The sequence below is a fragment of the Streptomyces sp. 3214.6 genome (assembly GCF_900129855.1).
Taxonomy (GTDB): domain Bacteria; phylum Actinomycetota; class Actinomycetes; order Streptomycetales; family Streptomycetaceae; genus Streptomyces; species Streptomyces soliscabiei.
In genome coordinates, this window is the sequence record NZ_LT670819.1 from 2,554,855 (window position 1) to 2,580,301 (window position 25,447).

At 71.2% G+C, this 25,447-nt stretch carries 25 protein-coding genes and 3 pseudogenes; 10 read left to right on the top strand and 18 right to left on the bottom strand.

Going from position 1 to position 25,447, the window contains the following annotated elements; translation table 11 throughout:
* Window positions 1-14: 14 nt before the first annotated feature.
* The 5 genes from B5557_RS11400 to B5557_RS11420 form a co-directional block, all read right to left on the bottom strand.
* On the bottom strand, window positions 15-731 hold the full coding sequence (locus B5557_RS11400; protein ID WP_079659013.1) for a response regulator: 717 nt from the start codon (window positions 729-731) through the stop codon (window positions 15-17).
* Window positions 725-3,301: a sensor histidine kinase gene (locus B5557_RS11405; RefSeq protein ID WP_079659014.1), complete on the bottom strand. Its 2,577-nt coding sequence runs from the start codon at window positions 3,299-3,301 to the stop codon at window positions 725-727. Before B5557_RS11405 ends, B5557_RS11400 begins: the two co-directional genes overlap by 7 nt.
* Before the next feature lie 245 nt (window positions 3,302-3,546).
* On the bottom strand, window positions 3,547-4,311 hold the full coding sequence (locus B5557_RS11410; protein WP_079659015.1) for a DUF3710 domain-containing protein: 765 nt from the start codon (window positions 4,309-4,311) through the stop codon (window positions 3,547-3,549).
* Window position 4,312: 1 nt separating this feature from the next.
* Entirely contained in the window at window positions 4,313-4,864 is a 552-nt protein-coding gene (gene dut, locus B5557_RS11415; protein WP_079659016.1) for a dUTP diphosphatase, read from the bottom strand.
* Window positions 4,861-5,445: a PaaI family thioesterase gene (locus B5557_RS11420; protein WP_079659017.1), complete on the bottom strand. Its 585-nt coding sequence runs from the start codon at window positions 5,443-5,445 to the stop codon at window positions 4,861-4,863. The genes dut and B5557_RS11420 overlap by 4 nt, the downstream gene beginning before the upstream one ends.
* Before the next feature lie 58 nt (window positions 5,446-5,503).
* Between B5557_RS11420 and B5557_RS11425 the strand changes: the two genes are divergently transcribed.
* Window positions 5,504-5,968: a DUF3093 domain-containing protein gene (locus B5557_RS11425; RefSeq protein ID WP_079659018.1), complete on the top strand. Its 465-nt coding sequence runs from the start codon at window positions 5,504-5,506 to the stop codon at window positions 5,966-5,968.
* Between the two features lie 19 nt (window positions 5,969-5,987).
* On the opposite strand, the gene B5557_RS11430 is transcribed toward B5557_RS11425, so the two are convergent.
* The 4 genes from B5557_RS11430 to B5557_RS11445 all read right to left on the bottom strand — a co-directional run bounded on the left by B5557_RS11430 (window position 5,988) and on the right by B5557_RS11445 (window position 9,624).
* Entirely contained in the window at window positions 5,988-7,016 is a 1,029-nt protein-coding gene (locus B5557_RS11430; protein WP_079659019.1) for a hypothetical protein, read from the bottom strand.
* A 13-nt stretch (window positions 7,017-7,029) separates the two neighbouring features.
* Window positions 7,030-7,326, bottom strand: coding sequence for a DUF4193 domain-containing protein (locus B5557_RS11435; protein ID WP_003993510.1), 297 nt, complete (start codon window positions 7,324-7,326; stop codon window positions 7,030-7,032).
* 396 nt (window positions 7,327-7,722) lie between these two features.
* Entirely contained in the window at window positions 7,723-8,964 is a 1,242-nt protein-coding gene (locus B5557_RS11440) for a sensor histidine kinase (protein ID WP_079659020.1), read from the bottom strand.
* A 6-nt stretch (window positions 8,965-8,970) separates the two neighbouring features.
* Window positions 8,971-9,624: a response regulator transcription factor gene (locus B5557_RS11445; protein WP_003993508.1), complete on the bottom strand. Its 654-nt coding sequence runs from the start codon at window positions 9,622-9,624 to the stop codon at window positions 8,971-8,973.
* 417 nt (window positions 9,625-10,041) lie between these two features.
* On the opposite strand from B5557_RS11445, the gene B5557_RS44200 reads away from it, so the two are divergent.
* The gene (locus B5557_RS44200; RefSeq protein ID WP_173877665.1) at window positions 10,042-10,215 is read left to right on the top strand and encodes a hypothetical protein; all 174 of its coding nucleotides are present in this window, start codon (window positions 10,042-10,044) and stop codon (window positions 10,213-10,215) included.
* Between the two features lie 85 nt (window positions 10,216-10,300).
* Here B5557_RS44200 and B5557_RS11450 read toward each other — a convergent pair whose 3' ends face one another.
* Together B5557_RS11450 and B5557_RS11455 are read right to left on the bottom strand one after the other, a co-directional pair.
* Window positions 10,301-11,116 (bottom strand): inositol monophosphatase family protein, encoded by an 816-nt coding sequence (locus tag B5557_RS11450; protein ID WP_079659021.1) that lies wholly within the window; start codon window positions 11,114-11,116, stop codon window positions 10,301-10,303.
* A gap of 8 nt (window positions 11,117-11,124) precedes the next feature.
* Window positions 11,125-12,252, bottom strand: a complete 1,128-nt coding sequence (locus tag B5557_RS11455) for a ferrochelatase (RefSeq protein WP_079659022.1) — start codon at window positions 12,250-12,252, stop codon at window positions 11,125-11,127.
* Between the two features lie 169 nt (window positions 12,253-12,421).
* Here B5557_RS11455 and B5557_RS11460 point away from each other — a divergent pair, with 169 nt between their 5' ends.
* The 3 genes from B5557_RS11460 (at window position 12,422) to sepH (ending at window position 16,425) form a co-directional block, all read left to right on the top strand.
* The gene (locus B5557_RS11460; RefSeq protein WP_079659023.1) at window positions 12,422-13,660 is read left to right on the top strand and encodes an MFS transporter; all 1,239 of its coding nucleotides are present in this window, start codon (window positions 12,422-12,424) and stop codon (window positions 13,658-13,660) included.
* Complete coding sequence (locus B5557_RS11465; protein WP_079659024.1) at window positions 13,620-14,948, top strand: D-arabinono-1,4-lactone oxidase; 1,329 nt, start codon at window positions 13,620-13,622, stop codon at window positions 14,946-14,948. The genes B5557_RS11460 and B5557_RS11465 overlap by 41 nt, the downstream gene beginning before the upstream one ends.
* 439 nt (window positions 14,949-15,387) lie before the next feature.
* A complete protein-coding gene (sepH, locus tag B5557_RS11470) occupies window positions 15,388-16,425 on the top strand; it encodes a septation protein SepH (protein WP_079664725.1) in 1,038 nt (345 codons plus the stop codon).
* Window positions 16,426-16,552: 127 nt separating this feature from the next.
* On the opposite strand, the gene B5557_RS11475 is transcribed toward sepH, so the two are convergent.
* Window positions 16,553-17,404, bottom strand: a complete 852-nt coding sequence (locus B5557_RS11475) for a sulfurtransferase (RefSeq protein WP_079659025.1) — start codon at window positions 17,402-17,404, stop codon at window positions 16,553-16,555.
* A 220-nt stretch (window positions 17,405-17,624) separates the two neighbouring features.
* Between B5557_RS11475 and B5557_RS11480 the strand changes: the two genes are divergently transcribed.
* The gene (locus B5557_RS11480) at window positions 17,625-18,431 is read left to right on the top strand and encodes a VOC family protein (RefSeq protein ID WP_079659026.1); all 807 of its coding nucleotides are present in this window, start codon (window positions 17,625-17,627) and stop codon (window positions 18,429-18,431) included.
* 414 nt (window positions 18,432-18,845) lie between these two features.
* Here B5557_RS11480 and B5557_RS11485 read toward each other — a convergent pair whose 3' ends face one another.
* The 3 genes and pseudogenes from B5557_RS11485 to B5557_RS11495 all read right to left on the bottom strand — a co-directional run bounded on the left by B5557_RS11485 (window position 18,846) and on the right by B5557_RS11495 (window position 20,002).
* A complete protein-coding gene (locus B5557_RS11485) occupies window positions 18,846-19,070 on the bottom strand; it encodes a hypothetical protein (RefSeq protein WP_079659027.1) in 225 nt (74 codons plus the stop codon).
* 1 nt (window position 19,071) lies between these two features.
* A pseudogene (locus tag B5557_RS11490) lies at window positions 19,072-19,383 on the bottom strand (thioesterase domain-containing protein); the annotation flags it as partial.
* The gene (locus B5557_RS11495) at window positions 19,313-20,002 is read right to left on the bottom strand and encodes a FadR/GntR family transcriptional regulator (RefSeq protein ID WP_099935795.1); all 690 of its coding nucleotides are present in this window, start codon (window positions 20,000-20,002) and stop codon (window positions 19,313-19,315) included. The gene B5557_RS11495 and the pseudogene B5557_RS11490, both read right to left, overlap by 71 nt.
* A gap of 190 nt (window positions 20,003-20,192) precedes the next feature.
* Between B5557_RS11495 and leuA the strand changes: the two genes are divergently transcribed.
* The gene (gene leuA / locus B5557_RS11500) at window positions 20,193-21,992 is read left to right on the top strand and encodes a 2-isopropylmalate synthase (protein WP_079659029.1); all 1,800 of its coding nucleotides are present in this window, start codon (window positions 20,193-20,195) and stop codon (window positions 21,990-21,992) included.
* A complete protein-coding gene (locus B5557_RS11505; RefSeq protein WP_173877666.1) occupies window positions 21,989-22,798 on the top strand; it encodes an ABC transporter ATP-binding protein in 810 nt (269 codons plus the stop codon). Before leuA ends, B5557_RS11505 begins: the two co-directional genes overlap by 4 nt.
* Window positions 22,799-22,854: 56 nt before the next feature.
* On the opposite strand, the gene B5557_RS42775 is transcribed toward B5557_RS11505, so the two are convergent.
* Window positions 22,855-23,055 (bottom strand): hypothetical protein, encoded by a 201-nt coding sequence (locus B5557_RS42775; protein WP_099935798.1) that lies wholly within the window; start codon window positions 23,053-23,055, stop codon window positions 22,855-22,857.
* A gap of 12 nt (window positions 23,056-23,067) precedes the next feature.
* Window positions 23,068-23,580 (bottom strand): hypothetical protein, encoded by a 513-nt coding sequence (locus B5557_RS11510; RefSeq protein WP_079659030.1) that lies wholly within the window; start codon window positions 23,578-23,580, stop codon window positions 23,068-23,070.
* A gap of 20 nt (window positions 23,581-23,600) precedes the next feature.
* Between B5557_RS11510 and B5557_RS45025 the strand changes: the two are divergent.
* A pseudogene (locus tag B5557_RS45025) lies at window positions 23,601-23,792 on the top strand (FAD-dependent oxidoreductase); the annotation flags it as partial.
* Between the two features lie 320 nt (window positions 23,793-24,112).
* A pseudogene (locus B5557_RS11515) lies at window positions 24,113-24,664 on the top strand (NAD-binding protein); the annotation flags it as partial.
* Window positions 24,665-24,736: 72 nt separating this feature from the next.
* On the opposite strand, the gene B5557_RS11520 reads toward B5557_RS11515, so the two are convergent.
* Window positions 24,737-25,387, bottom strand: coding sequence for a thymidine kinase (locus B5557_RS11520; protein WP_079659031.1), 651 nt, complete (start codon window positions 25,385-25,387; stop codon window positions 24,737-24,739).
* Window positions 25,388-25,447 lie beyond the last annotated feature (60 nt).

Consider the following 25,447-nt stretch of genomic DNA (forward strand, 5'->3'; position numbering starts at 1 on the left):
CTCCGCCCTCCCTGCTAGCGCTCGAACCGGTACCCCATCCCGGGTTCCGTGACGAAGTGCTTGGGATGCGAGGGGTCCGCCTCGAGCTTGCGTCTCAGTTGCGCCATGTACACCCGCAGATAGTTCGTCTCCGTCCCGTACGACGGCCCCCACACCTCCTGCAGCAGCTGTTTCTGGCTGACGAGACGGCCCGAATTGCGGACCAGAACCTCCAGCAGATGCCACTCCGTGGGCGTCAGCCGTACGTCCTTCCCGGCCCGGTTGACCTTCTTCGCGGCCAGATCGACGGTGAACTCGTCGGTCTCCACCAGCACCTCGTCCTCGCCGCCGCCGGCGGGTTCGGCCCGGCGGACGGCGGCCCGCAGCCGGGCCAGCAGCTCGTCCATGCCGAAGGGCTTGGTGACGTAGTCGTCGGCGCCGGCGTCGAGCGCCTCCACCTTCTCGTCCGAGGAGTGCCGGGCGGACAGCACCAGGATCGGCACCCTGGTCCAGCCCCTCAGGCCCTTGATCACCTCGACGCCGTCCATGTCGGGCAGCCCCAGGTCGAGGACGATCACGTCCGGGTGGCGCGCGGCGGCGAGCCGGAGGGCGGTGGCGCCGTCGTGGGCGGCGTCGACCTCGTACTTGCGGGCCTTGAGGTTGATCACGAGGGCGCGCACGATCTGCGGCTCGTCGTCGATCACGAGCACCCTCGTCGGAGCCTGGGGTGTCCCCCCAGCCGGGCTCAGCATGAGGCCTGCCTTTCGGGTCGTACGGGTCGTGCGGGTTGTTCGGGTCGTGCGGGCTGCGGCTCGGGGCGGGGTCCCGCCGCGCGGACGGTGAGGACCATGGTGAGGCCGCCGCCGGGGGTGTCCTCGGCGTTGAGTGTGCCGCCCATGGCCTCGGCGAAGCCGCGCGCGACCGCCAGGCCGAGGCCCACCCCGGCCCCGCGCGGGGCGTCACCGTACCGCTGGAAGGGCGCGAATATCCGCTCCTTGGCGTCGTCGGGGACGCCCGGCCCGCGGTCCACGACCCGTACCTCGACCCGGTCGGACATCGCGCTCGCCGAGACCAGCACGGGCTCGCCGGCCGGACTGTACTTGACCGCGTTCTCCACGAGGTTGGCGACCGACCGCTCCAGCAGTCCGGCGTCCACGGCGACCATGGGAAGCGTCTCCGGGATGTCCAGCTCCACGCTCTCCTCCGGATCCGGGACCCCGCCGAGCGCCATCGGCACCACCTCGTCGAGGTCGATCTCCCGGATGATCGGCGTGACCGTACCGGTCTGGAGGCGGGACATGTCCAGCAGGTTGCCCACCAGGTGGTCGAGGCGGTCCGCGCCCTCCTCGATGCCCTCGAGCAGCTCCGCCCGGTCCTCCTCGGACCAGGCCACGTCGTCGGACCTCAGGCTCGACACCGCGGCCTTGATCCCGGCCAGCGGCGTGCGCAGGTCGTGGCTGACGGCGGCCAGCAGGGCCGTGCGGATGCGGTTGCCCTCGGCCAGCGCGCGAGCCTGGTCGGCCTCCTCCTGCAGGCGCCGCCGGTCCAGCACCACGACCGCCTGCGCGGCGAACGCGGCCAGCACCCGCCGGTCCTCCGCGGGCAGCACCCGCCCGGTGAGGGCCAGCGCCAGGTGGTCGCCGACCGGCACGTCCACGTCGGCGTCCTCAGGCCGCGCGACCGGGCGCCCGAATCCGACGTGGCCCGCGCGGGTCCACGGCGCTATGCCGTCCGCCCGTTCCAGCAGCGCCGCCGACTCCATCCCGAAGGTCTCCCGGACCCGTTCCAGCAGCGCCTCCAGGCTGGTTTCGCCCCGCAGCACGTTGCCCGCCAGGTAGGACAGGATCTCCGACTCGGCCCGCAGTCGGGCCGCCTGGTGCGTACGCCGCGCGGCCAGGTCCACCACCGACGCCACCGACACCCCCACCCCGACGAATATCACGATGGCGACGATGTTCTTCGGGTCGGCGATCGTCCATCTGTGCAGGGGCGGTGTGTAGAAGTAGTTCAGCAGGAGCGAGCCCACGGCCGCCGAGGCCAGCGCGGGCAGCAGCCCGCCGAGCAGCGCCGCCGCCACCGTCACCGCGAGGAACAGCAGCATGTCGTTGGCGAGGCCGAGGTGGACGGTGTTCAGCAGCAGCGCCAGCAGTGCCGGACCCGCCATCCCGACCAGCCAGCCCCAGATGATCCGGGCCCGCCCGAGCCGGGCGCCCCGGGCCACCGGCAGCCCGCGTCCCTTGGCGACCTCGTCGTGGGTGACGATGTGCACGTCGAGGTCGGACCCCGACTCGCGGGCGACCGTCGCGCCGACCCCGGGTCCGAAGACGTACTGCCACGCCTTGCGGCGCGAGGAGCCGAGCACGATCTGCGTGGCGTTGACCCCGCGGGCGAAGTCGAGCAGCGCGGCCGGTATGTCGTCACCGACCACGTGGTGGAAGGTGCCGCCCAGGTCCTCCACCAGGGTGCGCTGGACCGCCAGCTCCTTGGGCGACGCCGAGGTCAGACCGTCGCTGCGCGCGATGTACACGGCCAGCACCTCGCCCCCGGCGCCCTTCTCCGCCAGTCGCGCCGCCCGCCGGATCAGGGTGCGTCCCTCCGGGCCGCCGGTCAGCCCGACCACGATCCGCTCGCGCGAACCCCAGATCGCCGACACCCGGTGCTCGCTGCGGTACTGCTTCAGGTACGCGTCGACCCGGTCGGCCACCCAGAGCAGGGCCAGCTCCCGCAGCGCGGTGAGGTTTCCGGGCCGGAAGTAGTTGGACAGGGCGGCGTCGACCTTGTCCGGTTTGTAGATGTTGCCGTGCGCCATCCGCCGGCGCAGTGCCTGGGGTGACATGTCCACCAGCTCGACCTGGTCGGCACGCCGGACGAACTCGTCGGGCACGGTCTCCTGCTGCCGTACCCCCGTGATCGACTCCACGACGTCGCCGAGGGATTCCAGGTGCTGGATGTTCACCGTCGAGACCACGTCGACGCCGCCGGCGAGCAGTTCCTCCACGTCCTGCCAGCGCTTTGCGTTGCGCGAGCCCGGGATGTTGGTGTGGGCGAGTTCGTCCACCAGGGCGACCTGTGGGTGGCGGGCCAGAACCGCGTCCACGTCCATCTCGGTGAAGACGCCGCCGCGGTACTCCAGCTCACGGCGCGTGACCTGCTCCAGGCCATGCAGCATCACCTCGGTGCGCCGACGCCCGTGGTGCTCCACGAACGCCACCACGCAGTCCGTGCCGCGCTCCACCCGCCGGTGCGCCTCGGACAGCATCGCGTACGTCTTGCCCACGCCCGGTGCCGCACCGAGGTAGATCCGAAGCTTGCCGCGTGCCATGGCCTCATTGTCTTCCAGTAACTGCTGCGTACGCAGCGTCGACCTTACGGCCAACAGTTCTGACATAAGGGACGAGCTGAACCGCGAGGGACGCCTTTGACGCAACCCTGACGCGGTGAAGACGAACACCGGCGCCCCTCAACCCTTCATCGGATGAGCCCCCCGAATCGGTTCACGCCAGCACGCCGAAGGGCCGCACCCCTGGACGGGATGCGGCCCTTTCAGCCGTACGTTCTGTCGTGCCTCTAGCGGACTTCGGTGATCTCCGGTCCGCGCTGCAGCTGGCCCATGCCACCGGAGAAGCGCGAGCCCTCCTCCTGCTGCTGGATGCCTTCGGGCACCATCTGCGCGTCGTTCGGCAGCTTCAGGACGATCGGGTCGCGCGGCGCCATCGGGCCCTCGCCGCGGACCACGACCGTGTCCCGGAAGATCTGCTCGAGCAGCCCGGCCGCCTGCGGCTGCACGGCGCCCTGGCCCGAGATCACGCCGCGCAGGAACCAGCGGGGGCCGTCCACGCCGACGAAGCGCACGACATGGAAGCCGCCCGTGCCGTCCGGCAGCTGCACCGGCACCTGAGCCCGCAGCTCCCAGCCCAGCGGGCCCTCGACCTCGTCGATGATGCCGCCCTGCTGGGTAATGCCGGAGCCGATCTCCTCGCGCACCTCGCCCCAGATGCCCTCGCGCTTGGGAGCGGCGAAGGCCTGCAGCTGGATGGCGCTGTCGCGCAGCACGACGGTCGCCGCGACGATCGCGTCACCGGCGACCTCGACCCGCAGCTCCATGCCGTCGACCCCCGGCACGAAGATCCCGCCGAGGTCCACGCGGCCCTCGGCCGGGTCGCGCACCTCGGAGTCGTCCCAGGGCCCGTCGGGCCGCGGTTCGGGCTCGAGCCGCACACGCTCGCGCTCGCCCTCTACGTCGTCCGCCTCAGTGTCGACACTGTCGACGACCTGCTCGGCCTCGCCGGCCGCGTCCTCGGCGGCACCCTTCTTCTTGCGACGTCCGAACACGTCACTGTCCTTCCCGGTCGGATACGACCGAAGCGTATCGATTCCCACCCGTCGCGCCGCCTTCGGCGGCCTGACCGCTTGTACCGCCTGCGCCGCCCACAGCGGCATGCCCGCCGGTGGACCCGAAGCCCCCTGCGGCCCGTGCCGATTCGGGAAGCTCCGCGACCTCCTGGAAGCGGACCCTCTCGACCTGCTGGACGACCAGTTGGGCAATCCGGTCGAAGCGCTCGAACCGCACGCTCTCGCGCGGGTCGAGATTCACCACGATCACCTTGATCTCCCCACGGTACCCGGCATCAACCGTCCCCGGGGCATTCACGAGGGCGACACCGCACCGGGCGGCAAGCCCCGACCGCGGGTGCACGAAGGCCGCGTACCCCTCGGGCAGGGCGATGGAAACCCCCGTGGGCAGCACGGCCCGCTCCCCCGGCGCCAGTTCACGGCTCTGGGTGGTGCGCAGATCGGCGCCCGCGTCCCCCGGATGCTCGTACGTCGGAAGCGGTACGTCGGGGTCGACGCGCCGGATCAGGACGTTCAGGGTCTCGCGGCTCACGGGTTCACCTCGAAGGCGCGGGCGCGCCGGACCTGGTCCGGGTCGCTCATGGCGGCCCGGATCTCCTCCTGGCGGCCGTGGTTCACGAAGTGCTCGACCGCGACCTCCACGAAGAGCGCGTCGGCGCGGATGGCGACGGGCCCGTCGGGGCCGCCGATCCGGCCGGTGGCGGTCGAGTAGATCTTGCGCCCGGCCACGGCCGTCACCTCGGCCGCCAGGTGCAGCGTGACGCCCACGGGCACGGGCCGTACGAACTCGGTCTCCAGCCGTCCGGTCACGGCGATGGTCCGCAGCAGCCAGTTGAGCGAGCCGAGCGTCTCGTCGAGGGCCGAGGCCAGGATTCCGCCGTGGGCGAGGCCCGGCGCGCCCTGGTGGGCGGACTGCACGGTGAACTCGGCGGTGACGGTCACTCCCTCACCGGCCCGTGCCTCCAGGTGCAGCCCGTGGGCCTGCCCGCCGCCACATCCGAAACAGTGTTCGTAGTGGGCGCCGAGAAGCTCGCCGGGCACGGGAGCATCGGGGTGCCGGACGGGTTTCACGGCATCGGCCGGAGGCTCGAGAGCTGCGGAAGTACCACTCACAGCCGCAGACCTTACCCGCGCGTCCGTGAATTCCGGACACCGTGCCAAGCTTGGCTTCATGCAGCACTCCACCGCCCCCTACGACGAACGACTCACCGCCCCCCGCTCGTGGTGGTTCATCTCGTTCCTCGTGGGCGTCTCCTGCGCCCTGATCCTGCTCCCCTTCGGCACCCTGCCGCTGCTCGGCGGCCTGGTCGGCGGCACCGCCGTGGCGGCCGTCATGGCGAGTTCCTACGGATCCCTGCGCATCCGCGTCGTGGGCGACTCCCTGATCGCGGGTGAGGCGAAGATCCCGGTCACGGCCCTGGGCGAGGCGGAGGTCCTGGACGCGGAGGAGGCGCGCGCCTGGCGCACGTTCAAGGCCGACACCCGGGCCTTCCTCCTGCTGCGCGCGTACATCCCCACGGCGCTGCGGGTGGAGGTCACCGATCCGGACGACCCCACGCCGTACCTGTACCTGTCGACGCGGGAGCCGGACCGCCTGGCCCAGGCTCTCAAGGCGGCGCGAGAGGCGACGGCGTAGCCGGCGACCTCGGCAGACCTCAGCGCCCGAGATCCCCAGGATTCTCGGACGTCTCGGGGTTTTCAGGCTTCTTGGGGCTCTCGGGCTTCTCGGGGATTTCGAGTCCCTGGAGGCTCAGCGGGTTCGCGGAGATCTCGCCCATGGCCAGTGGATCGGCGGGCTTCTCCAGCGGCGGCAGTTCCGGCAGCGCGTCCCACGGCACCTGCATCTTGCGCAGGTCGGCCCGGACCTTCGCGGCCAGTTTCCGGGTGTCCCGCCGGTTCATGACGGCTCCGACGGCGGCGCCCACCATGAACGGCATGAGGTTCGGCAGGTCCCGGACCATGCGCTTCATGATCTGCTGACGCAGCTCGCGCTTCATCCGGCCGCCGAACGCCGAGTCGATCGAGGACGGCTTGAGGACGTCGACCCCGCGTTCGCCCGACCACGAGCGCAGATACGCGGTACTGCGGTCCCTCAGGTTGCCCGCCGGCCGCACGCCGTAGACCTCGTGGAGTTCGGCGATCAGCTTGAGCTCGATCGCGGCGACCCCGGTGATCTCCGCGGCCAGTTCGGTCGGCATCGCAGGCGGCACGGGGAGCATGGCCGCCGCCCCGATGCCGGCCCCGACGGTGGACGTGGCGTTCGCCGCGCCCGCCACGAGCTTGTCCGCGATCTGCTCGGGCCCAAGGCCCGGGAACTGTCTGCGGAGCGTCCGGAGGTCGCGTACGGGGATCCTCGGGGCGATCTCGATGATCCGGTCGGCGAGGTGCGCCAGCCCCGCCCTGGCGCGGTTCCCGCCTTTGCGGGCGCCTTCTCGGGCCAGCTCCGTGGCCTTGGCCCGGATGACCGCCGCCCTCCGCCTGGCGACGGGGGCGGCGCTCCGCGTCGGCGCCGGGAGGTCACTCCGGTCAGCCGCGGGTTCGAGCGAGGCCGATCCTGCAGGGACCGCTCCCTTGCCGGATGAGCCTCGCTCGTCGTCACGCACGCCGTGAGGGCCCCGGGAGGGCCCTTTGTCCGTTCCCCGCAGGGGGAAGCGGCGCTTCCGAGGAGGGGTCGAGCCAGTCACGGCCGACCCCGCCTCAGTCGCAGTCGCGGCAGATCGGCTGGCCGTTCTTCTCCCGGGCCAGCTGGCTGCGGTGGTGCACCAGGAAGCAGCTCATGCAGGTGAACTCGTCCTGCTGCTTCGGCAGCACCCGGACGGCCAGCTCCTCGTTCGAGAGGTCTGCGCCGGGCAGTTCAAGGCCCTCCGCGGCCTCGAACTCGTCAACGTCCACTGCCGAGGCGGACTTGTCGTTCCTCCGTGCCTTGAGCTCTTCAAGGCTGTCGGAATCGACGTCGTCGTCGGTCTTGCGTGGGGTGTCGTAATCGGTAGCCATTTCGCCTCTCCCCCTCTGGGTGTCTGCGGTGTCTCCAGCGCACGTAACGCGTGAGAGGCCGGACTTGTGCCCGCCTCGAGGCGGAGATTTTGCCTCACATCAAGGTCTGTTACTCAATCGACACCCAACCGAACTCCTCACGAGTGATCGGCTTGGATGGCGATCGGGACCGTACACGGTCCGATTGCCGCACTTCAAAGGCGTCTCACCGTGTACTTCCCGTGATCAGGACCCCCGAAAACCCGGATTTTCCGGGCCTTACGACAGCATCCATGATCACGGAGAGTAGATGGCCGGAAATTCGCCCTTGTGATCGATCACACACGGCCAGGCCGGGTCGAGGCCCAGAAAATTCCGCGCAAAGCGAACATCCCCGCGTGTGTCGGCGACATGATCTCAGACAGGCAAGGTAACTCGCATCACGAGCCCACCCCCCTCGCGCGGCTGGGCCGCGATATGACCGCCGTGCGCGCGGGCCACGGACCGCACGATGGACAGGCCGAGCCCGACGCCCTTGTCGCTGCCCGTCCGCTCCGTACGCAGCCGACGGAAGGGCTCGAACAGGTTGTCGATCTCGTACGCCGGCACGACCGGCCCGGTGTTCGACACCACCAGGACCGCCTGGCCGTGCTGAACCTCGGTGGTCACCTCGACCCAACCGCCCTCGGGCACGTTGTACCGCACGGCGTTCTGTACGAGGTTCAGGGCGATCCGCTCCAGCAGGACGCCGTTGCCCTGGACGACCGCGGGTTTCTGCTCGCCCCGGATCACCACGCCCTTGGCCGCCGCCTCCCCGTGGACCTGGTCGATGGCCTGCTCGGCGACCTCCGCGAGGTCCACCGGCTTGCGCTCGACGATCTGGTTGTCGCTGCGGGCGAGCAGCAGCAGGCCCTCGACGAGCTGTTCGCTGCGCTCGTTGGTGGCCAGCAGCGTCTTGCCGAGCTGTTGCAGCTCCACCGGCGCGCCCGGGTCGGAGAGGTGCACTTCGAGCAGGGTGCGGTTGATCGCCAGCGGTGTTCTCAGCTCGTGCGAGGCGTTGCCGACGAAGCGCTGTTGGGCCGTGAAGGCCCGCTGCAGGCGCTCCAGCATGTCGTCGAGGGTGTCGGCCAGTTCCTTGAGCTCGTCGTCGGGACCGTCCAGCTCGATACGACGGGACAGGTCCGAGCCCGCCACCGCGCGGGCCGTGCGGGTGATCCGGCCGAGCGGGGTGAGTACGCGCCCCGCCATGGCGTAGCCGAACGCGAAGGCGATCACGGCCAGGCCCAGCAGCGCCAGCAGTGAGCGGCTGAGCAGGTCGTCCAGGGCCTGCTGGCGCTGGACGGCGTCGCACTGCTTGAGCACCGAGTTGATCTCGCTGCCGGGCGCGGTGTTGACGGCGGGACAGGTTTGACTGGTGATGTCGAGATTGGATCCGGTCACCTGGAAGGACTGGCCGCCGCCGCCCTCATGGAGGGCCTGCGCGGCCAACAGGTAGATGATCGACAACAGCAGGATGCCGGCGATCAGGAACATCCCGCCGTACAGCAGCGTGAGGCGTATGCGGATGGTGGGGCGCAGCCAGGGCAGGGCGGCCTGCGGCCTCCTGGGGTCCCAGGTGGGCTTCGGGGGCGCCTGGGGCGGCGCGGGCGTCGATGCCACGGCGGATCAGATCCGGTAGCCGGAACCGGGGACGGTGACGATCACCGGAGGTTCGCCCAGCTTGCGGCGCAGCGTCATGACGGTCACCCGCACGACGTTGGTGAACGGATCGGTGTTCTCGTCCCAGGCCTTCTCGAGGAGCTGCTCCGCGGAGACCACCGCTCCCTCGCTGCGCATCAGGACCTCCAGGACGGCGAACTCCTTGGGCGCGAGCTGGACCTCCTTGCCGTCGCGGAAGACCTCGCGGCGGTTGGGGTCGAGCTTGATGCCGGCGCGCTCCAGGACCGGCGGCAGCGGCACGCTGGTGCGCCGGCCGAGGGCACGCACGCGTGCGATCAGCTCGCTGAAGGCGAAGGGCTTGGGGAGGTAGTCGTCGGCGCCGATCTCCAGGCCCTCGACACGGTCGCTGACGTCGCCGGACGCCGTGAGCATCAGCACGCGCGTGGGCATGCCGAGCTCGACGATCTTGCGGCAGACGTCGTCGCCGTGCACGAGGGGGAGGTCGCGGTCGAGGACGACCACGTCGTAGTCGTTGACGCCGATGCGCTCCAGGGCGGCCGCACCGTCGTACACGACGTCGACGGCCATGGCCTCCCGGCGCAGTCCGGTGGCCACCGCATCGGCGAGCAGCTGCTCGTCCTCGACGACGAGTACGCGCACGTCGCTTGTCCTTCCTCTGTCCACCCGCGTAGCGCTCCGTGAGCGCACGCGGGCAGGGGCCTTGGTGAGTGTGTGCTCCCATCCTGCCCTTTTCGGCCATAAGTCGGCGGTAAGACGGGTGCGTGACAGATGAAGGAGCGGTGTGAAGCCCGGGAATGCGAGATTTTCTCGTCGGGTTGAGGTTTCCGTGGAAGAGAGCGGGGGGAGGACGGCTTTACACCCCGCGATCACGCTCTGCATGTGCCGCAGCACCATGTGGTACAGCACGTTCCGCTTCCCGCAGAGTGGGCGTGGGTGTCCGGCACCGTCGCCGCCCAGCAGGGCAGCGCTGGGCACCTGCTTGCAGACGTGATCGCCCCTTCCCAACCGGCACACCCCCGTGCCACCGACCCACGACCCAGGACGAGGGGGCGCAGCATGGACGCATTCACCACAGGACTTCTGCAGCGCATAAGGGCGACCGAGTCCGACCTGACGAGGGCTCGCGACGAGGGCGACGACTTCCTTGCCGAGGTGGAGCAGGCCGAACTCGACGACCTGCGTCGCCTCGCCGCCGAACATGGTGTGGAGGTCGGCGCGACGAGCGTCTGAGCAGTTCTGCGCAGTTCCCGAGCACGACGAAGGGGCCCCGGCGAATCCAGCGCCGGGGCCCCTTCGCCTGTCCGCGTCACGCGGCTCAGTCGTGCCAGGCGCCGAAGTCCTCCAGAAGCCGCTGGAGGGGCTCGAAGACGCCGGGCGTGGCCGCCACCGCCAGATCACGTGCCGGGCGCTCTCCGGGCCGTCCACCGGTCAGCGCGCCCGCTTCCCGGGCGATCAGGTCGCCGGCGGCGAGGTCCCAGGGGTGCAGCCCGCGTTCGTAGTAGCCGTCGAGGCGGCCGACGGCCACGTCGCACAGGTCGACCGCGGCCGAGCCGCCGCGCCGGATGTCCCGCAGCAGCGGGATGAGCCGCTGCGCGACGTCGGCCTGGTGGGCGCGGACCTCGGTGACGTAGTTGAAGCCGGTGGAGACCAGGGCCTGGTCCAGCGGTGCCGTCGGACGGCAGGACAGCACGCGCTCGCCCTCCCAGGCTCCCCTCCCGCGGGCCCCTGCGCCGCGTACCGCGTGGTACGTCTCACCGCGCATCGGGATCTCGACGACTCCGACGACCGTCTCGCCGCCTTGCTCGGCGGCGATGGAGACGGCCCAGGTGGGCAGCCCGTAGAGATAGTTGACCGTGCCGTCCAGCGGGTCGATCACCCAGCGGATGCCACTGTCGCCCTCGCTGGAGGCGCCCTCCTCGCCGAGGAAGCCGTCGTCGGGGCGGTGCTCGGAGATGAAGCCGGTGATGAGCTTCTCGGCGGCGATGTCCATCTCGGTGACCACGTCGATCGGGCTCGACTTGGTGGCGGCGACCGCGAGGTCGGCCGGGCGGCCGTCCCGCAGCAGCTCACCGGCCCGGCGGGCGGCCTCCTGGGCGAGCTCCAGCAGTTCGGTGTGCAGGGGGTCGGTCACGCCGCTCCTCACGCGTAGGGGCTGTCGGCGCCCGCGGCTGCGGGCTTGGGGGCGCGGGCGGGGCAGCAGCCGACCGGGCACACGTCGTGGCTCGCGCCGAGCGCCCCCAGGGCGCACGGGGTGATCTCCCGGCCGCTCTCCTGGCCGGCGCGCTCCAGGACGAGCTCGCGGATCGCGGCGGCGAAGCGCGGGTCGGCGCCCACGGTGGCCGAGCGGCGTACCGGCAGGCCGAGGTCCTGCGCCTTGGCCTTCGCCTCGGTGTCGAGGTCGTAGAGGACCTCCATGTGGTCGGAGACGAAGCCGATGGGGGCCATCACGACCGCGGGGGCGCCGGCCGCGTGCCGCTCCTCCAGGTGGTCGCAGATGTCGGGCTCCAGCCACGGGATGTGCGGGGCGCCGGAGCGGGACTGGTAGACGAGCTGCCAGGGGTGGTCCACGCCGGTGCGCTCGCGGACGGCGTCGGCGATGAGCCGCGCGGTGTCCAGGTGCTGCCGCACGTAGGCGCCGCCGTCGCCGTGGTCCTCCACGGGGCCGGAGGTGTCGGCCGAGGCCGTCGGGATCGAGTGCGTGGTGAAGGCGAGGTGCGCGCCCGCGCGGACGTCGTCGGGCAGGTCGGCGAGGGACGCGACGACGCCGTCGATCATGGGCTCCAGGAAGCCCGGGTGGTTGAAGTAGTGCCGCAGCTTGTCGACCCTCGGCGGCTGGAGGCCCTCGGCCTCCAGCGCGGCCAGCGAGTCGGCGAGGTTCTCGCGGTACTGGCGGCAGCCCGAGTAGGAGGCGTAGGCGCTGGTGGCGAGGACGAGGATGCGGCGGCGGCCGTCGGCGGCCATCTCGCGCAGGGTGTCCGTGAGGTACGGGGACCAGTTGCGGTTGCCCCAGTAGATCGGCAGGTCCAGGCCGTGGTCGGCGAAGTCCTTGCGCAGGGCGTCCAGCAGGGCGCGGTTCTGGTCGTTGATGGGGCTGACCCCGCCGAACAGGAAGTAGTGCTGACCGACTTCCTTGAGGCGTTCCTTGGGGATGCCTCGCCCGCGCGTCACGTTCTCCAGGAACGGAACCACGTCCTCCGGGCCTTCCGGGCCGCCGAAGGAGAGCAGGAGCAGGGCGTCGTAGGGGGTTGCATCGAGCGCGTCTCGCATGGGTCGATCCTGCCACCCGGCGCTGACAGCCGGGAAACGGCGGGTGGTGGACGGGGGCGTGCCGCCCGCGGGGTGGCGGCGCCGAACATACGTTAGGGTTGCCTAACTCGTAAGCTGTACGAGCTGTATTCACGCCTTACCGCGCGTGACCGGACCACCGGAGACCGCCGTGCCCAGCCCGTACCGCGCCCTGTTCGCCGCCCCCGGCTCCAAGAGCTTCTCCGCCGCCGGGTTCCTCGGCAGGATGCCGCTGTCGATGATGGGCATCGGCGTGGTCACGATGATCTCCCAGCTCACCGGGCGCTATGGGCTCGCGGGCGCGCTGTCGGCGACCATCGCGCTGGCGGCCGCGGTCTTCGGGCCGCAGATCTCGCGGCTGGTGGACCTGCACGGGCAGCGCCGGGTGCTGCGCCCGGCGACGGTGGTCGCGCTCGCCGCGGCGGCCGGGCTGCTGCTGGCCGCGCACTTCGAGTGGCCGGACTGGGTGTTGTTCGTGTGTGCCGCCGGCATCGGGTCGGTGCCCAGCCTGGGCGCGATGATCCGGGCCCGCTGGGCGGCCCTGTACCGGGGCACTCCCCGACTGCACACGGCGTACTCGTTCGAGTCCGTGGTGGACGAGGTGTGCTTCATCTTCGGGCCGATCATCTCCATCGGCCTGTCCACCGTCTGGTTCCCGGAGGCGGGACCGCTGCTGGCGGCCTGCTTCCTCGCCGTCGGCGTCTTCTGGCTGACCGCCCAGCGGGCCACCGAGCCGAAGCCGCACCCGCGCGAGCAGCGCAGCGGCGGATCGGCACTGCGCTCGCCCGGACTGCAGGTCCTGGTGGCCACCTTCGTGGCGACCGGAGCGATCTTCGGGGCGGTCGACGTGGTCACGGTCGCCTTCGCCGACGAGCAGGGTCACAAGGGCGCCGCCAGCCTCGTCCTCGCGATCTACGCGACCGGTTCGTGCGCGGCCGGCCTCGTGTTCGGCCTGCTGCGCCTCAAGGGGGCACCGGAACGACGCTGGCTGCTGGGCGTGTTCATGATGGCCGTGAGTATGATCCCCCTCCTACTGGTCGGAAACTTGCCGTTTCTGGCCGTGGCGCTGTTCTTTGCGGGCCTGGCCATCGCTCCCACGATGATCACCACGATGTCCCTCATCGAAGAGCACGTACCACGCGCACATCTGACCGAGGGCATGACCTGGATCAGCACCGGGCTCGCGGTCGGGGTCGCGCTCGGCTCCTCTCTCGCCGGCTGGGTCATCGACGCGGCCGGGGCGCGGGCCGGGTACGGGGTTCCGGCGGTGTCCGGAGCCGTCGCGGTCGCGGTCGGTTTCCTGGGGTACCGCCGGCTGAGCAGACCGGCGCCGGGTCGGGGAGGCACCGTTGAGCAGCACAGCGAGCGGGAAGAACGGCACGTGGCGTAACTGGGGCGGCAATGTCGCCGCACGCCCCGCGCGTGAGGTCACACCCGCGTCCGTCGACGAGCTGGCGGCGGCCGTGCGCCGGGCCGCCGAGGACGGGTTGAAGGTGAAGGCGGTCGGCACCGGCCACTCCTTCACGTCGATCGCCGCCACGGACGGTGTGCTGATCCGCCCTCAGCTGCTGACCGGCATCCGCAAGATCGATCGTGACAACATGACCGTCACGGTCGAGGCTGGCACACCGCTCAAGCGACTCAACCTGGCCCTCGCGCGCGAGGGGCTGTCGCTCACGAACATGGGCGACATCATGGAGCAGACCGTCTCGGGGGCCATCAGCACCGGCACGCACGGCACCGGCCGCGAGTCCGCCTCGATCGCCGCCCAGATCAAGGGGCTCGAACTCGTCACCGCGGACGGCTCGGTGCTCACCTGCTCCGAGAAGGGGACCGACGAGGAGCGCGCGCTCTTCGCCGCCGCCCGGATCGGCCTGGGCGCCCTCGGCATCGTCACCGCGATCACCTTCGCCGTGGAGCCGATCTTCCTGCTCACCGCGCGCGAGGAGCCGATGCCCCTCGACAGGGTCCTCGCCGAGTTCGACGAACTGTGGGCCGAGAACGAGCACTTCGAGTTCTACTGGTTCCCGCACACCGGCAGCACCAACACCAAGCGCAACAACCGCAGCGCCGGCCCGCGCAAGCCGGTGAGCCCGGTCGCGGGCTGGATCGAGGACGAGTTCCTGTCCAACGGCGTCTTCCAGGCGGCCCAGTGGGTGGGCCGGGCGGCGCCTGCCACGATCCCGACGATCGCCCGGGTCTCCAGCAAGGCCCTGTCCGCGCGCACCTACACGGACATCCCCTACAAGGTCTTCACGTCCCCGCGCCGGGTGCGGTTCGTGGAGATGGAGTACGCCGTCCCGCGGGCGGCACTGACCGAGACGCTGCGCGAGCTGAAGGCCATGATCGAGCGCTCCGACCTCAGGATCAGCTTCCCGGTGGAGGTGCGTACCGCGCCCGCCGACGACATCACGCTGTCCACCGCCTCCGGCCGCGACAGCGCGTACATCGCCGTCCACATGGTCAAGGGCACGCCGTACCAGAGGTACTTCACCGCCGCCGAGCCCATCTTCACCGCCCACGAGGGCCGGCCGCACTGGGGCAAGGTGCACACGCGGGACGCCGAGTACTTCGCCGGTGTGTATCCGCGCTTCGCCGAGTTCACGGAGTTGCGGGACCGGCTGGATCCCGACCGTCGGTTCCAGAACGACTACTTGCGGAGGGTTCTGGGGCCGTAGCGGACTCCGTCGGGCCGGCGGGAGCGCGGGAGCGAAACAGCCGCCTCCGTTTCGGGAGATTGCGTGAAATGTGCCGCGCCCAAGATCGCGGAAAGGCCGCCACGGAGGGTCAAGTCCCACTTCTCGCGAGAAGTTGGATGGCGCGCCAATCCACGCACGTGGCCCAAATGGAGTACTGTTGCGAGCCCTGGGCCCGGTCTCCCGCCAGGATGTCCGGGGCCTCGCTGGACCGCCCGGAGGGGGCTAGTTGCACAGGGTGACGGCGTTGGTCACTCAGCGTGGCGAATAGGTAACCGTGCCATAACGGCGGCGCAGGGCCTGTGCCCGACACGCCGGGCAACTCGGCAAGGTTGTGGCAGGCTGCACCCGGGCAGGCCACACTCGACTAGCGGAAGCAGCGACGCACGTGACGTCGGCAGGCACCACCCGGGAGGTCCCCATGCCCGAACTGCGTGTCGTGGCCGTCTCGAATGACGGCACACGGCTGGTGCTGAAGGCTGCGGACAGCACGGAGTACACGCTTCCGATCGACGAGCGTCTGCGCGCCGCCGTACGCGGCGACCGTCCCCGCCTCGGCCAGATCGAGATCGAGGTGGAGAGCCATCTCCGCCCCCGCGACATCCAGGCGCGTATACGTGCCGGTGCGACCGCGGAAGAAGTCGCGCAGATGGCCGGCATCCCTGTCGACCGTGTGCGCCGCTTCGAAGGCCCCGTGCTGGCCGAGCGTGCCTTCATGGCCGAGCGGGCCCGGAAGACTCCGGTCCGTCGGCCCGGTGAGAACGCCGGGCCGCAGCTCGGCGAGGCGGTCCAGGAACGGCTGTTGCTGCGCGGCGCCGAGAAGGACACCGTCCAGTGGGACTCCTGGCGCCGCGACGACGGCACCTGGGAGGTCCTGCTGGTCTACCGGGTCGCGGGCGAACCGCACTCGGCGAGCTGGACGTACGACCCGCCCCGGCGGCTCGTCCAGGCCGTCGACGACGAGGCGCGTTCGCTGATCGGCGAGTCCGACGACCTGGCCGCTCCGGAGCCCAGCTTTCCGTTCGTCCCGCGGATCGCCCGGCTGCCGCGCGACCGGCCGCTGGACCGCACCCTCGACCGGCCGAGCCTGCCGGCCCAGCCGTCGGAGCCGGCCGAGGAGACCACCGGCGAGCGCGAACGGGACTCGCTGACCAGCCTGTTGGAGGCGGTGCCGAGCTTCCGTGGCGACATGGTCGTCCCGGAGCGCCCGACGGAACCCGCCACCGAGGAGCCCGACGAGCAGGAGCCCGTCGCCGAGGAACCCCCGGCGCCGGCCGCCTCCGCCGGTTCCGCCTACGCGGACGTCCTCATGCCGCGTTCCGTGGGCAGCCACCGCGACCGTCTCGTCGGCGCCACCGACCGGCAGGCCGAGGCGGACGGCGTCCGTCCGGGCCGCCGGGCCGCCGTGCCGAGCTGGGACGAGATCGTGTTCGGGACGCGGCGCAAGAAGCAGGAGTAAACGGCCCCCGGGCAACTCGCCCGGGGCGTCCGTCTCTTCGCCGATGCCGGTTCGCACAGAGGTACATACGTGGGGGAGGGCCGCTCCTGTTCGGAGCGGCCGTCCCCCAACGTGTCCCCGCGGACGGTCACTGGGGGTCGGGGCCCACCGCGACCGGCCGGGCCGGGTCCGCGGACCACTCCGACCACGACCCGACGTACAGGGCCGCCGGAATCCCGGCGACCGCCAGCGCCAGCACCTCGTGCGCCCCCGAGACGCCCGAGCCGCAGTACACGCCCACCTCGGCGCCGTCCTCCGCTCCCAGCGCCTTGAACCGGGCCTTCAGCTCCTCGGCGCTCAGGAAACGGCCGTCCGAGGCCACGTTGTCGTTCGTGGGCGCGGACACGGCGCCCGGGATGTGTCCGCCGACCCGGTCGATCGGCTCGACCTCACCGCGGTACCGCTCCCCCGCGCGGGCGTCGAACAGCACTCCGGCGCGGGCGAGCGCCGCGGCCCCGTCCGCGTCGAGCAGGCCGTCGGCGCCCGGCTCGGGCTCGAAGTCGCCCTGCACGCGCGCGGGGACGTCGACGGAGAGGTCCCCCTGCCACGACGGCAACCCGCCGTCCAGGACCCGCACGTCCGGGTGCCCCGTCCAGCGCAGCAGCCACCACGCGCGTGCCGCCGCCCAGCCCTGCCCGCCGTCGTACACGACCACCGGCCGGCCGGCGAAGACACCCGCGCGGCGCATCGCGGCGCCGAACTCCGCGAGGTCGGGCAACGGATGACGGCCGCGCCCGCCCGGCGCTCCCGCGAGCTCCCGGTCCAGGTCGACGTAGACCGCGCCGGGCACATGCCCGGCCTCGTAGGCGGCCCGGCCGTCGAAGGACGGCTCACCGGCCGCCTTCGCCACGCTGAGCTGCCAGCGGACGTCGAGGACGACGGGCGGATTCTCCCCCGCCAGGTCGCCGGCCAGTTCCGATGCGGTGATGATGGCGTTCATGGCCACCATCCTCGCGCACGGAGTGGCCCCATCGCTCATGTCCGGCTACTCTGCTCGGCCGGACAGGCTCGATCACGGGGCGTGCGGGATCGAGCACATGCCGTACAGGCGATCGACATACGGCGACAACCGCCCGTAAACCGATGAGAACCCCCCCATCAGGCATTCTCCGAGGGCGGAAGCGACGCGGCCCCCACGAAGGGCCGAGGAGAGAGTGACGATGACCGAGGCAGGTGGGTCGGCCGGCCCGATCGGTGCAGCACACACTCGGTATGCGCCCGGCACACCCTGCTGGGTGAGTCTGATGGCGCACGGGTTGACCACGACGCAGGAGTTCTACGGTGAGCTGTTCGGTTGGGAATTCCAACCCGGTCCGCCGCAACTCGGTCCCTACGCGCGGGCGCTGCTCGACGGCCGTGAGGTGGCCGGCATCGGCCAACTGCCCCCGGACCGCCATCTCCCCGTGGCCTGGACGCCGTATCTCGCCTCGGACGATGTGGACACGACGGCCGAAACGGTCAGGCTGTGCGGCGGCACGATCGGGGTGGGTCCCCTGGACGCCGCCGAGGACGGCCGTCTGGCGATCGGCTCCGATCCCTCCGGCGCCGTCTTCGGCATCTGGCAGGCGGCGGCCCACGTCGGCACGGCCGTCACCGGCGTGCCCGGCACGCCCGCCTGGTACGAACTGGCGACGTACGAGACCGCGAGCGTCCGCAAGTTCTACGAGACGGTGTTCGGCTACGACGAGGAGGCGATGGTGGCGTCCGCCGACTTCGACTATCTGACCCTGCACGTGGCGGGCCGCCCCGTCGCCGGCATCCACGGCGTGGGCGGCGCGCTGCCGCGGGACCTGGGGCCGCACTGGACGACGTACTTCGAAGTGGCCGACACGGACGCGTCCCTCGCCCGTGTCGCCGCGCTCGGCGGGCAGGTCCTCGGACCGGCCGAGGACAGCGCGCGCGGCCGCGTCGCGACCGTGGCCGACCCCGAGGGCGCCCATTTCTCGCTGATCCAGGTGCCGCGGTGAAGGACCACCCCTGAACGTTCCGCATCGGCAGCCCGTCCGGTCGCCTTTTCGGCATGGAGGTGCGGGTCGCGAATCCCGTCGGGATTGCCCATGGGCATTCGTAGCGCTTTTGGCCACAGCGGAGGATGAACCGGAAGAACTCGGCGAAGAATCGCAGGCGCTCGTTCTCTCCGTCGAGGAAATGGTGGAAGAACGGTGGGGAAGCTCGGAGTCCGGCGTGTGGGTCCGATGGGCGACTTCCCAGTACGCAGCGTCGGCGGACATGGAGCGGGCACGGAGCGGACGCCAGGAACAGGTTCGGCTGTCTGCTGGGGCTGCCGGAAACCCGCGAACGCGAGCTGGTGGAAGGGTGAGCCCGGCGCCTCGGCACCGGCACGAACCGGCTGACGCCGTGGGGCTTGTGCCGGCCGCCGGTCATGGACGCGCGTCGAGTGCCCACTCGTTCGTCATGACTTCGCGGAGGATGTCCGCCACGTCCTCGGCGCGCTCGTTGGTGAAGAAGTGTCCCCCGGGCAGCTCGTGCACGCGCAGAGTCGAGGTGGTGTGCCGCTCCCACGCCCGGACGCCGGGCGGGTCGGTGACCGTCCCCGCGGGCCGGGGCGAGCGCTTCGGCCACCTGGTCCGCGAGGACGTGCACATCGGTGAAGAGAGGCTCGCGTCCTCGTTCCGCCCGCCCCGGGTAGCGCACGCACGCCGTCCGGGCGGTGCCGGCCAGCCGCGCCGCAAGGTCCCGGTAGGAGTCGGCGGAGCCGCCCGAGTGCGGGAAGAAGAGGACCGTCCAGGACGTGGCGGGTGACGCGACGGAGGGAAAGGACCGTATCCACGGTTCGGCATCGAGCACGGCTACCGCTCTCTGGGAGGACGACGGACGACGACGCGGATCAGAGGGAGTTGAGCAGGGCCAGGGTCTGCTGCAGCTCGTCCCGCAGCGCCCGTCCGGCCGCCTCGGCATCCCCCTGCACAACGGCGTTCACCAGGACGGCGTGTCCCGCGTCGCCATGGTTCGGATTGTCGGAGCGCAGGCTGAGCAACTCGACGAGATCGAGCAGCCGTCTCTGGAGCACCGGCACGAACTCGGTGAACAGGCTGGTGAGGACCGGGTTGTGGGCCGCGGCGACCATGACCCGATGCAGGGCGATGTCGGCCTCGACGAACTCGGCGTTGCCGGCGTTCGCGGCGTCACGGCGTCTGGCCAGGGCATCGTGGAGGGCGGTGATGTCGTCCTCGGTCCGGCGCTGCGCGGCCAGCTGCGCGGCCTCCACCTCGAGGAGCATCCGCACCTCGTAGACGTCCGTGATGACCGCTTGGCGGAGCTGGGTGGACCAGTCCTCCTTGGGTTTGGTCGCGATGACGAAGACTCCGGCACCCTGACGTGCCTGCACCAGTCCCGCGCCGGCCAGTGCGCGCAGGGCCTCGCGGACGGTGGAGCGTCCCACGCCGAGGGACTTGGCGAGGGCGGTCTCGCCAGGGAGTTTCGTTCCCACGGCCCACTCGCCGCCGGTGATCTGCTCGCGCAGGTGTTCCGTGGCCTGTTCGACCAAGGGGGACGGCCGCAAGGCACCTAGTGACATGTGAGGTTCACCTTTCCACACCTCTCAGGTTGTCTGAGGAGCTGAGTTGTCGTTACTGTACCTCGCATGCTGCTGCACGAGCTCCTTCTCCTCGGCTGCCGCTGCGGGGCCTGACACGACCGGCACCCCGCAGCGGGGTTCGGGGCTGCGCCGGTCGCACGATGGCCGACCGAAAGAAGTTCAGCACACCATGGCTGCTCCCTCTCAGAGCACGGCGTTTCCCACCCTGCGCACCCCCGCCGGTGACGTCCCGGCGGACGCGCCGCGCTGGAACCCCCAGCGTCCGAGCGCGATGCCGCACCACCGTTACCAGCCCGCGCACCAGCGGGTCGCCCTGCCCCTGACCGAACGCACCTGGCCCTCGCGCCGGCTCGAGCGGGCCCCCCTGTGGGTGCCGGTCGATCTGCGCGACGGCAACCAGGCGCTGGCCGAGCCGATGGACACCACGCGCAAGCGCCGGATGTTCGACCTCCTGGTCACCATGGGCTTCAAGGAGATCGAGGTCGGCTACCCGTCCGCCAGCCAGACCGACTTCGACTTCGTACGGCACCTGGCCGACAGCGGCACCGTCCCCGACGACGTGACCGTCTCCGTGTTCACCGCGGCCCGCGAAGACCTGATCGACCGGACCATCGCCTCCGTCGAAGGCCTCCCCCGCACCCTCGTGCACCTCTACACCGCGACCGCGCCCACCTGGCGGAACGTGGTCCTGTCCCGCTCCCGTGCCGAGGTCCACCGGCTGATCCTGGACGCCGCCGGCTACCTGCTGCGCAAGGCCGAACAGCGGCCGGGCGCCGACATCCGGTTCGAGTTCTCCCCGGAGGTCTTCAACCTCACGGAACCGGACTTCGTCCTGGAGGTGTGCGACAGCGTGACCGAGCTGTGGGAGGCGAGCCCCGACCGGCCGGTGATCCACAACCTGCCCGCGACCGTGGAGATCGCCACGCCCAACGTGTACGCGGACCAGATCGAGTACATGGACCGTCACCTGGCGCGCCGCGACTCGGTGATCCTCTCCGTCCACCCGCACAACGACCGCGGCACCGGCGTCGCCTGCGCCGAACTCGCCGTGCTGGCGGGGGCGCAGCGCGTCGAGGGCTGTCTGTTCGGCAACGGCGAGCGCACCGGGAACGTCGACCTGGTGACCCTGGCCCTCAATCTGTACGCGCAGGGCGTGAACCCGATGGTCGACTTCTCCGACATCGACGCGGTGCGCGAGGTGGTGGAGCACTGCAACCGGCTGCCGGTCCACCCCCGCCACCCCTACGGCGGCGACCTCGTGCACACCGCCTTCTCCGGCACCCACCAGGACGCCATCGCCAAGGGCATGGCCCACCACGCCAAGCAGGCCGCCGAGCAGGGCCTCGCCGCCGAGGAGGCACCGTGGGCGGTGCCGTACCTGCCCATCGACCCGGGTGACATCGGCCGTACCTACGAGGAGGTCATCCGCATCAACTCCCAGTCCGGCAAGGGAGGCATCGCCCACCTCCTGCACACCCATCACGGGCTGGACCTGCCCCAGTCGATGCGCCCGGACTTCTCCCGCGCCGTGCAGCACGTCACCGACTCCACCGGCCAGGAGCTGAGCCACAAGGAGCTGTGGGAGCTCTTCCGCACCACCTACATCGCCCCGGCCCTGCACGGCCCCATCGCCCTGGCCTCCTGGAACGCCACGGAACCCGCCCCCGGCGAGCACCGGTTCACCTGTGCCCTGCGCACCGGTGGGCAGGAGCACTCCTGTCACGGCACCGGCAACGGACCGCTGTCCGCCCTCGCCGACGCACTGCGCACCGTGGGCATCACCGTCGACATCCTCGGCTACACCGAGCACTCCACCAGCACCGGGCCGGGCAGCCCCGCCGTGGCCTACGCAGAGTGCCGGGTGAACGGCATGACCCGCTGGGGCGCGGGCTGGGACACCTCCGTCCTGACCGCGTCGGTCCACGCCGTCATGGCCGCCGTCAACCGCTGCGAACAGGCCTCCTCGTGACCACAGCACCGGTACTCCACGCGCAGGACGTGGAGGTCGTCCGCGACGGCAGCGCGATCCTGAGCGGTGTGTCGCTGACCGTACGGGCCGGCGAGCACTGGGCGCTGCTCGGCCCAAACGGCGCGGGCAAGACCACCCTGCTGGCTCTCCTCGGGGCGCTCGCCCACCCCACGCGCGGCACCGTCGAGGTGCTGGGCCACCGGCTGGGACGGGTCGACATGCGCCAACTGCGCTCATCCGTCGGACATGTCAACCCGCGGCACGACCTGCGCTCGGCCCTCAAGGTCCACGACGTGGTGCTGACCGGCGTCACCAACTCCCTCGAACGCATCCCCCGATGGACTCCGGCCCCCGAGCAGGTCGCCCTCGCCGACCGCCTCATCGAGCTGCTCGGCCTCGGCGACCGCCGCGAGGCACGGTGGCCGACCCTGTCCCAGGGCGAGCGGGGCCGTGCGCTGATCGCCCGGGCGCTGATGCCCAGTCCGCGGCTGCTGCTGCTCGACGAACCCGCGACCGGTCTGGACGTGGCCGGCCGTGAGCAGCTCATCGAGCGGCTCGACACGTTGCAGCACAGCTATCCGGACCTCGCCTCGGTCCTGGTCACCCATCATCTGGAAGAGCTGCCCCCCGGGACGACGCATGTGCTGTTGCTGCGCGACGGGCGCCCGCTGGCCTCCGGGCCCGTCGAGGACGTCCTCACCAGCGACCAGGTCAGCAAGTGCTTCGACCATCCCATCCGGCTCACCCGCACCGACGGACGCTGGAGCGTGACGGCCCGCCGCGCGCCCCGGCCGCCCGCCGGCTGAGGCGGCCGGGAGCGGTGGTGCGCGTCCACCGGCGCGCACCACCGCGGCCCCGTCCCTCAGGCCAGCGACTTCGCGGCCTTCTCCACGGCGTCCTGTGCCAGGTCCCAGTCGCCGCCGAAGTGGTCCGCCAGCGCGTGCAGCCAGCGCTCGACCCCGAAGCCGACACGGCTGGTGGACGCCGGTTCGCCGGTCGGCAGCGAGATGGCGCACCGCTCACCGAAGAAGAGGAAGTGGGTGTTGACCGAGGCGATCGCCAAGCCCTTGTAGACCTACTCGTACTTGACCGGAAGCAGCTGCTGGAACGTGGCACGTTCGCCGGACTGGTCGAAGAAGGGGTCGGAGGCCGCCCGGCGTTCCAGCGGCAGGCCGATCTCGCCGGCCAGGGCGTCCAGGAAGCGCGTCGAGCGATCGAGGTGGTCCGTGACCTGGTCCGGGCTTCCCGGCGCCACGACCTCGCGCATCCGGAACGCCTTGAGCCGGCGGAGCCCGTCGAAGTGGTCCTCGTTGCGGAAGCGCTGCGCGACCACGGTCACCAGCTCTCCGTCCGGGGACACCTGCCGGTCGCGGTGGTGGAGGTACACGCCGTAGCAGGCGCTGGAGGGGAGGGCGAGGCCCGCGCCGCGCAGCGCCCCGGGACCGCACTCCCCGGCCAAGGCCTGCTGTTCGATCTGCCCGGTGCCGGCGGCGGCGACGTCCAGGGGCGAGGAGATGAGGGCGAGCTGGGGGAAGTTCCGGTAGACGTCGAGCGCGGCGAGGTCTGTGACCGGCAGCAGCGCGGGCACGGTCAGGGCGGTGGCGCCCGATGCCCTGGCCCACCGGGTGCAGAGGTCGTCCAGCGTCTCGGCGAGACGGGGCGGTGCGGGCGGTGACGCTCTCCGACGGGACGGTGCTGGAAGCCGACGTGGTGGTGTTCGCCGCGGGCGTCCGGCCGCGTGACGAACTGGCCGACACCGCCGGGCTCGAGCGGGGCGAGCGGGGCGGCTTCGTCGTCGACGATCTCTGCCGCACCGCCGACGAGCGGGTGTGGGCCGTCGGCGAGTGCGCCTGCGTGCGAGGACGCTGCCACGGCCTGGTCGCGCCCGGGTACCGCATGGCCGACAGCGTCGCGCGCCAGCTGGCGGGGCGGACCCCGGAGCCGTTCGACGGCACCGACACATCGACCGCGCTCAAGCTGCTCGGCGTACGGATCGCCACCTTCGGCGCCACGCGTCCCGACCATGGGCAGACGCTCGAAGCGGTCTCCACGGAGGACACCGACCGCTACATCGCCCCGCGGCACGCGATCACGCTGGCGGGCAAAGCCGCCGCGCACAGATCCGGGTTCTTGACGCGCCCGTGGCGGGCGGGGAGCCCGGTGCGACGGACGCCAGCCTGTCGATCATGGTCGGCCGGGACGCGGAGGACTTCGCAGCGGCGAAACCCGTCTTCGAGGCCCTCGGCAGGACCATCACGCACTGCGGTCCGAACGGCCGCGGCCAGACGGTGAAGGCCGCCAGCCAGCTGGTCCTCGCGATCAGCCTGCAGGCGTGCGCAGAAGCGGTGGTCTTCCTCGAGAAGTCGGGGGTGGACCTCGAAGCCGCCCTCGACGTCATCGGCGGCGGCATGGCGGGCTCCACCGCCCTCGCCCGCAAGAAGGCCAACCTCCTCAAGCGCGACTACACGCCCAGCTTCCGGATGGGCCTGCACCACAAGGACCCGGGCATCGTCACCGACACCGCCCGCGCGATCGGCGCCGCCATCCCCCTGGGCAGCGTCGCCGCCCAGCTCGTGGCATCGGCCGTGGCCCGCGGAGAGGCGGACCTCGACCACTCCGCCCTGCTCCGCGGCGTCGAACTCCTCAGCGGATACGACCACGAGGAGCAGTGACACGTCACTCAACACCCGTGCGGGCGGCGACAGTTCCGGTCTTCAGGTCTCCCGCGTGAGCTGCGTGCGCGCTCAGTCGGAGGTCATCGGCAGGACGTCCGGTGAGAGCGCGCCGGCATGGGCCGAGGCGCTCGTCATGCGGCGCAGATGGTGCCGCCGGCACAACACCTCGTAGCCGACCTCCGCGGTCAGGCCGTTCACGTCACCGACGACGACCTGTTCGCCTTCCACCACCATCTCACCGCCCACGGTGCGGGCATTGTGCGTGGCCCGCGCCCCGCACCAGCACATCGCCTCCACCTGGAGCGTCTCAAGGCGGTCCGCCAGCTCGATCAGCCGCCGCGAGCCCGGGAAGAGCTTGGTGCGGAAGTCGGTGGTGATACCGAAGGCGAAGACATCAAGGTTCAGGTCGTCCACGACCCGCGCCAACTGATCGATCTGCTCCGGTGCCAGGAACTGCGCCTCGTCCACGATCAAGTAGTCGACCTTGCCGCCCTGAGACACCCGGTCGACCACATAGGCATACAGATCCATCCCCGTCACCGCCTCGACCGCGTCGGTCACCAGCCCCAGCCGTGAAGAGAGCTTGCCCTCCCCCGCGCGGTCGTCCCGGGTGAAGATCAAGCCCTGCAGTCCCCTCGCCGACCGGTTGTGCGCGAACTGCAGAGCCAGCGTCGACTTCCCGCAGTCCATGGTTCCGGAGAAGAACACCAGCTCGGGCATGGGGAGTCGAGCGCCTTTCGGTGAAGGTGAAGGTGAAGGTGAAGGTGGGCTGGAGAAACG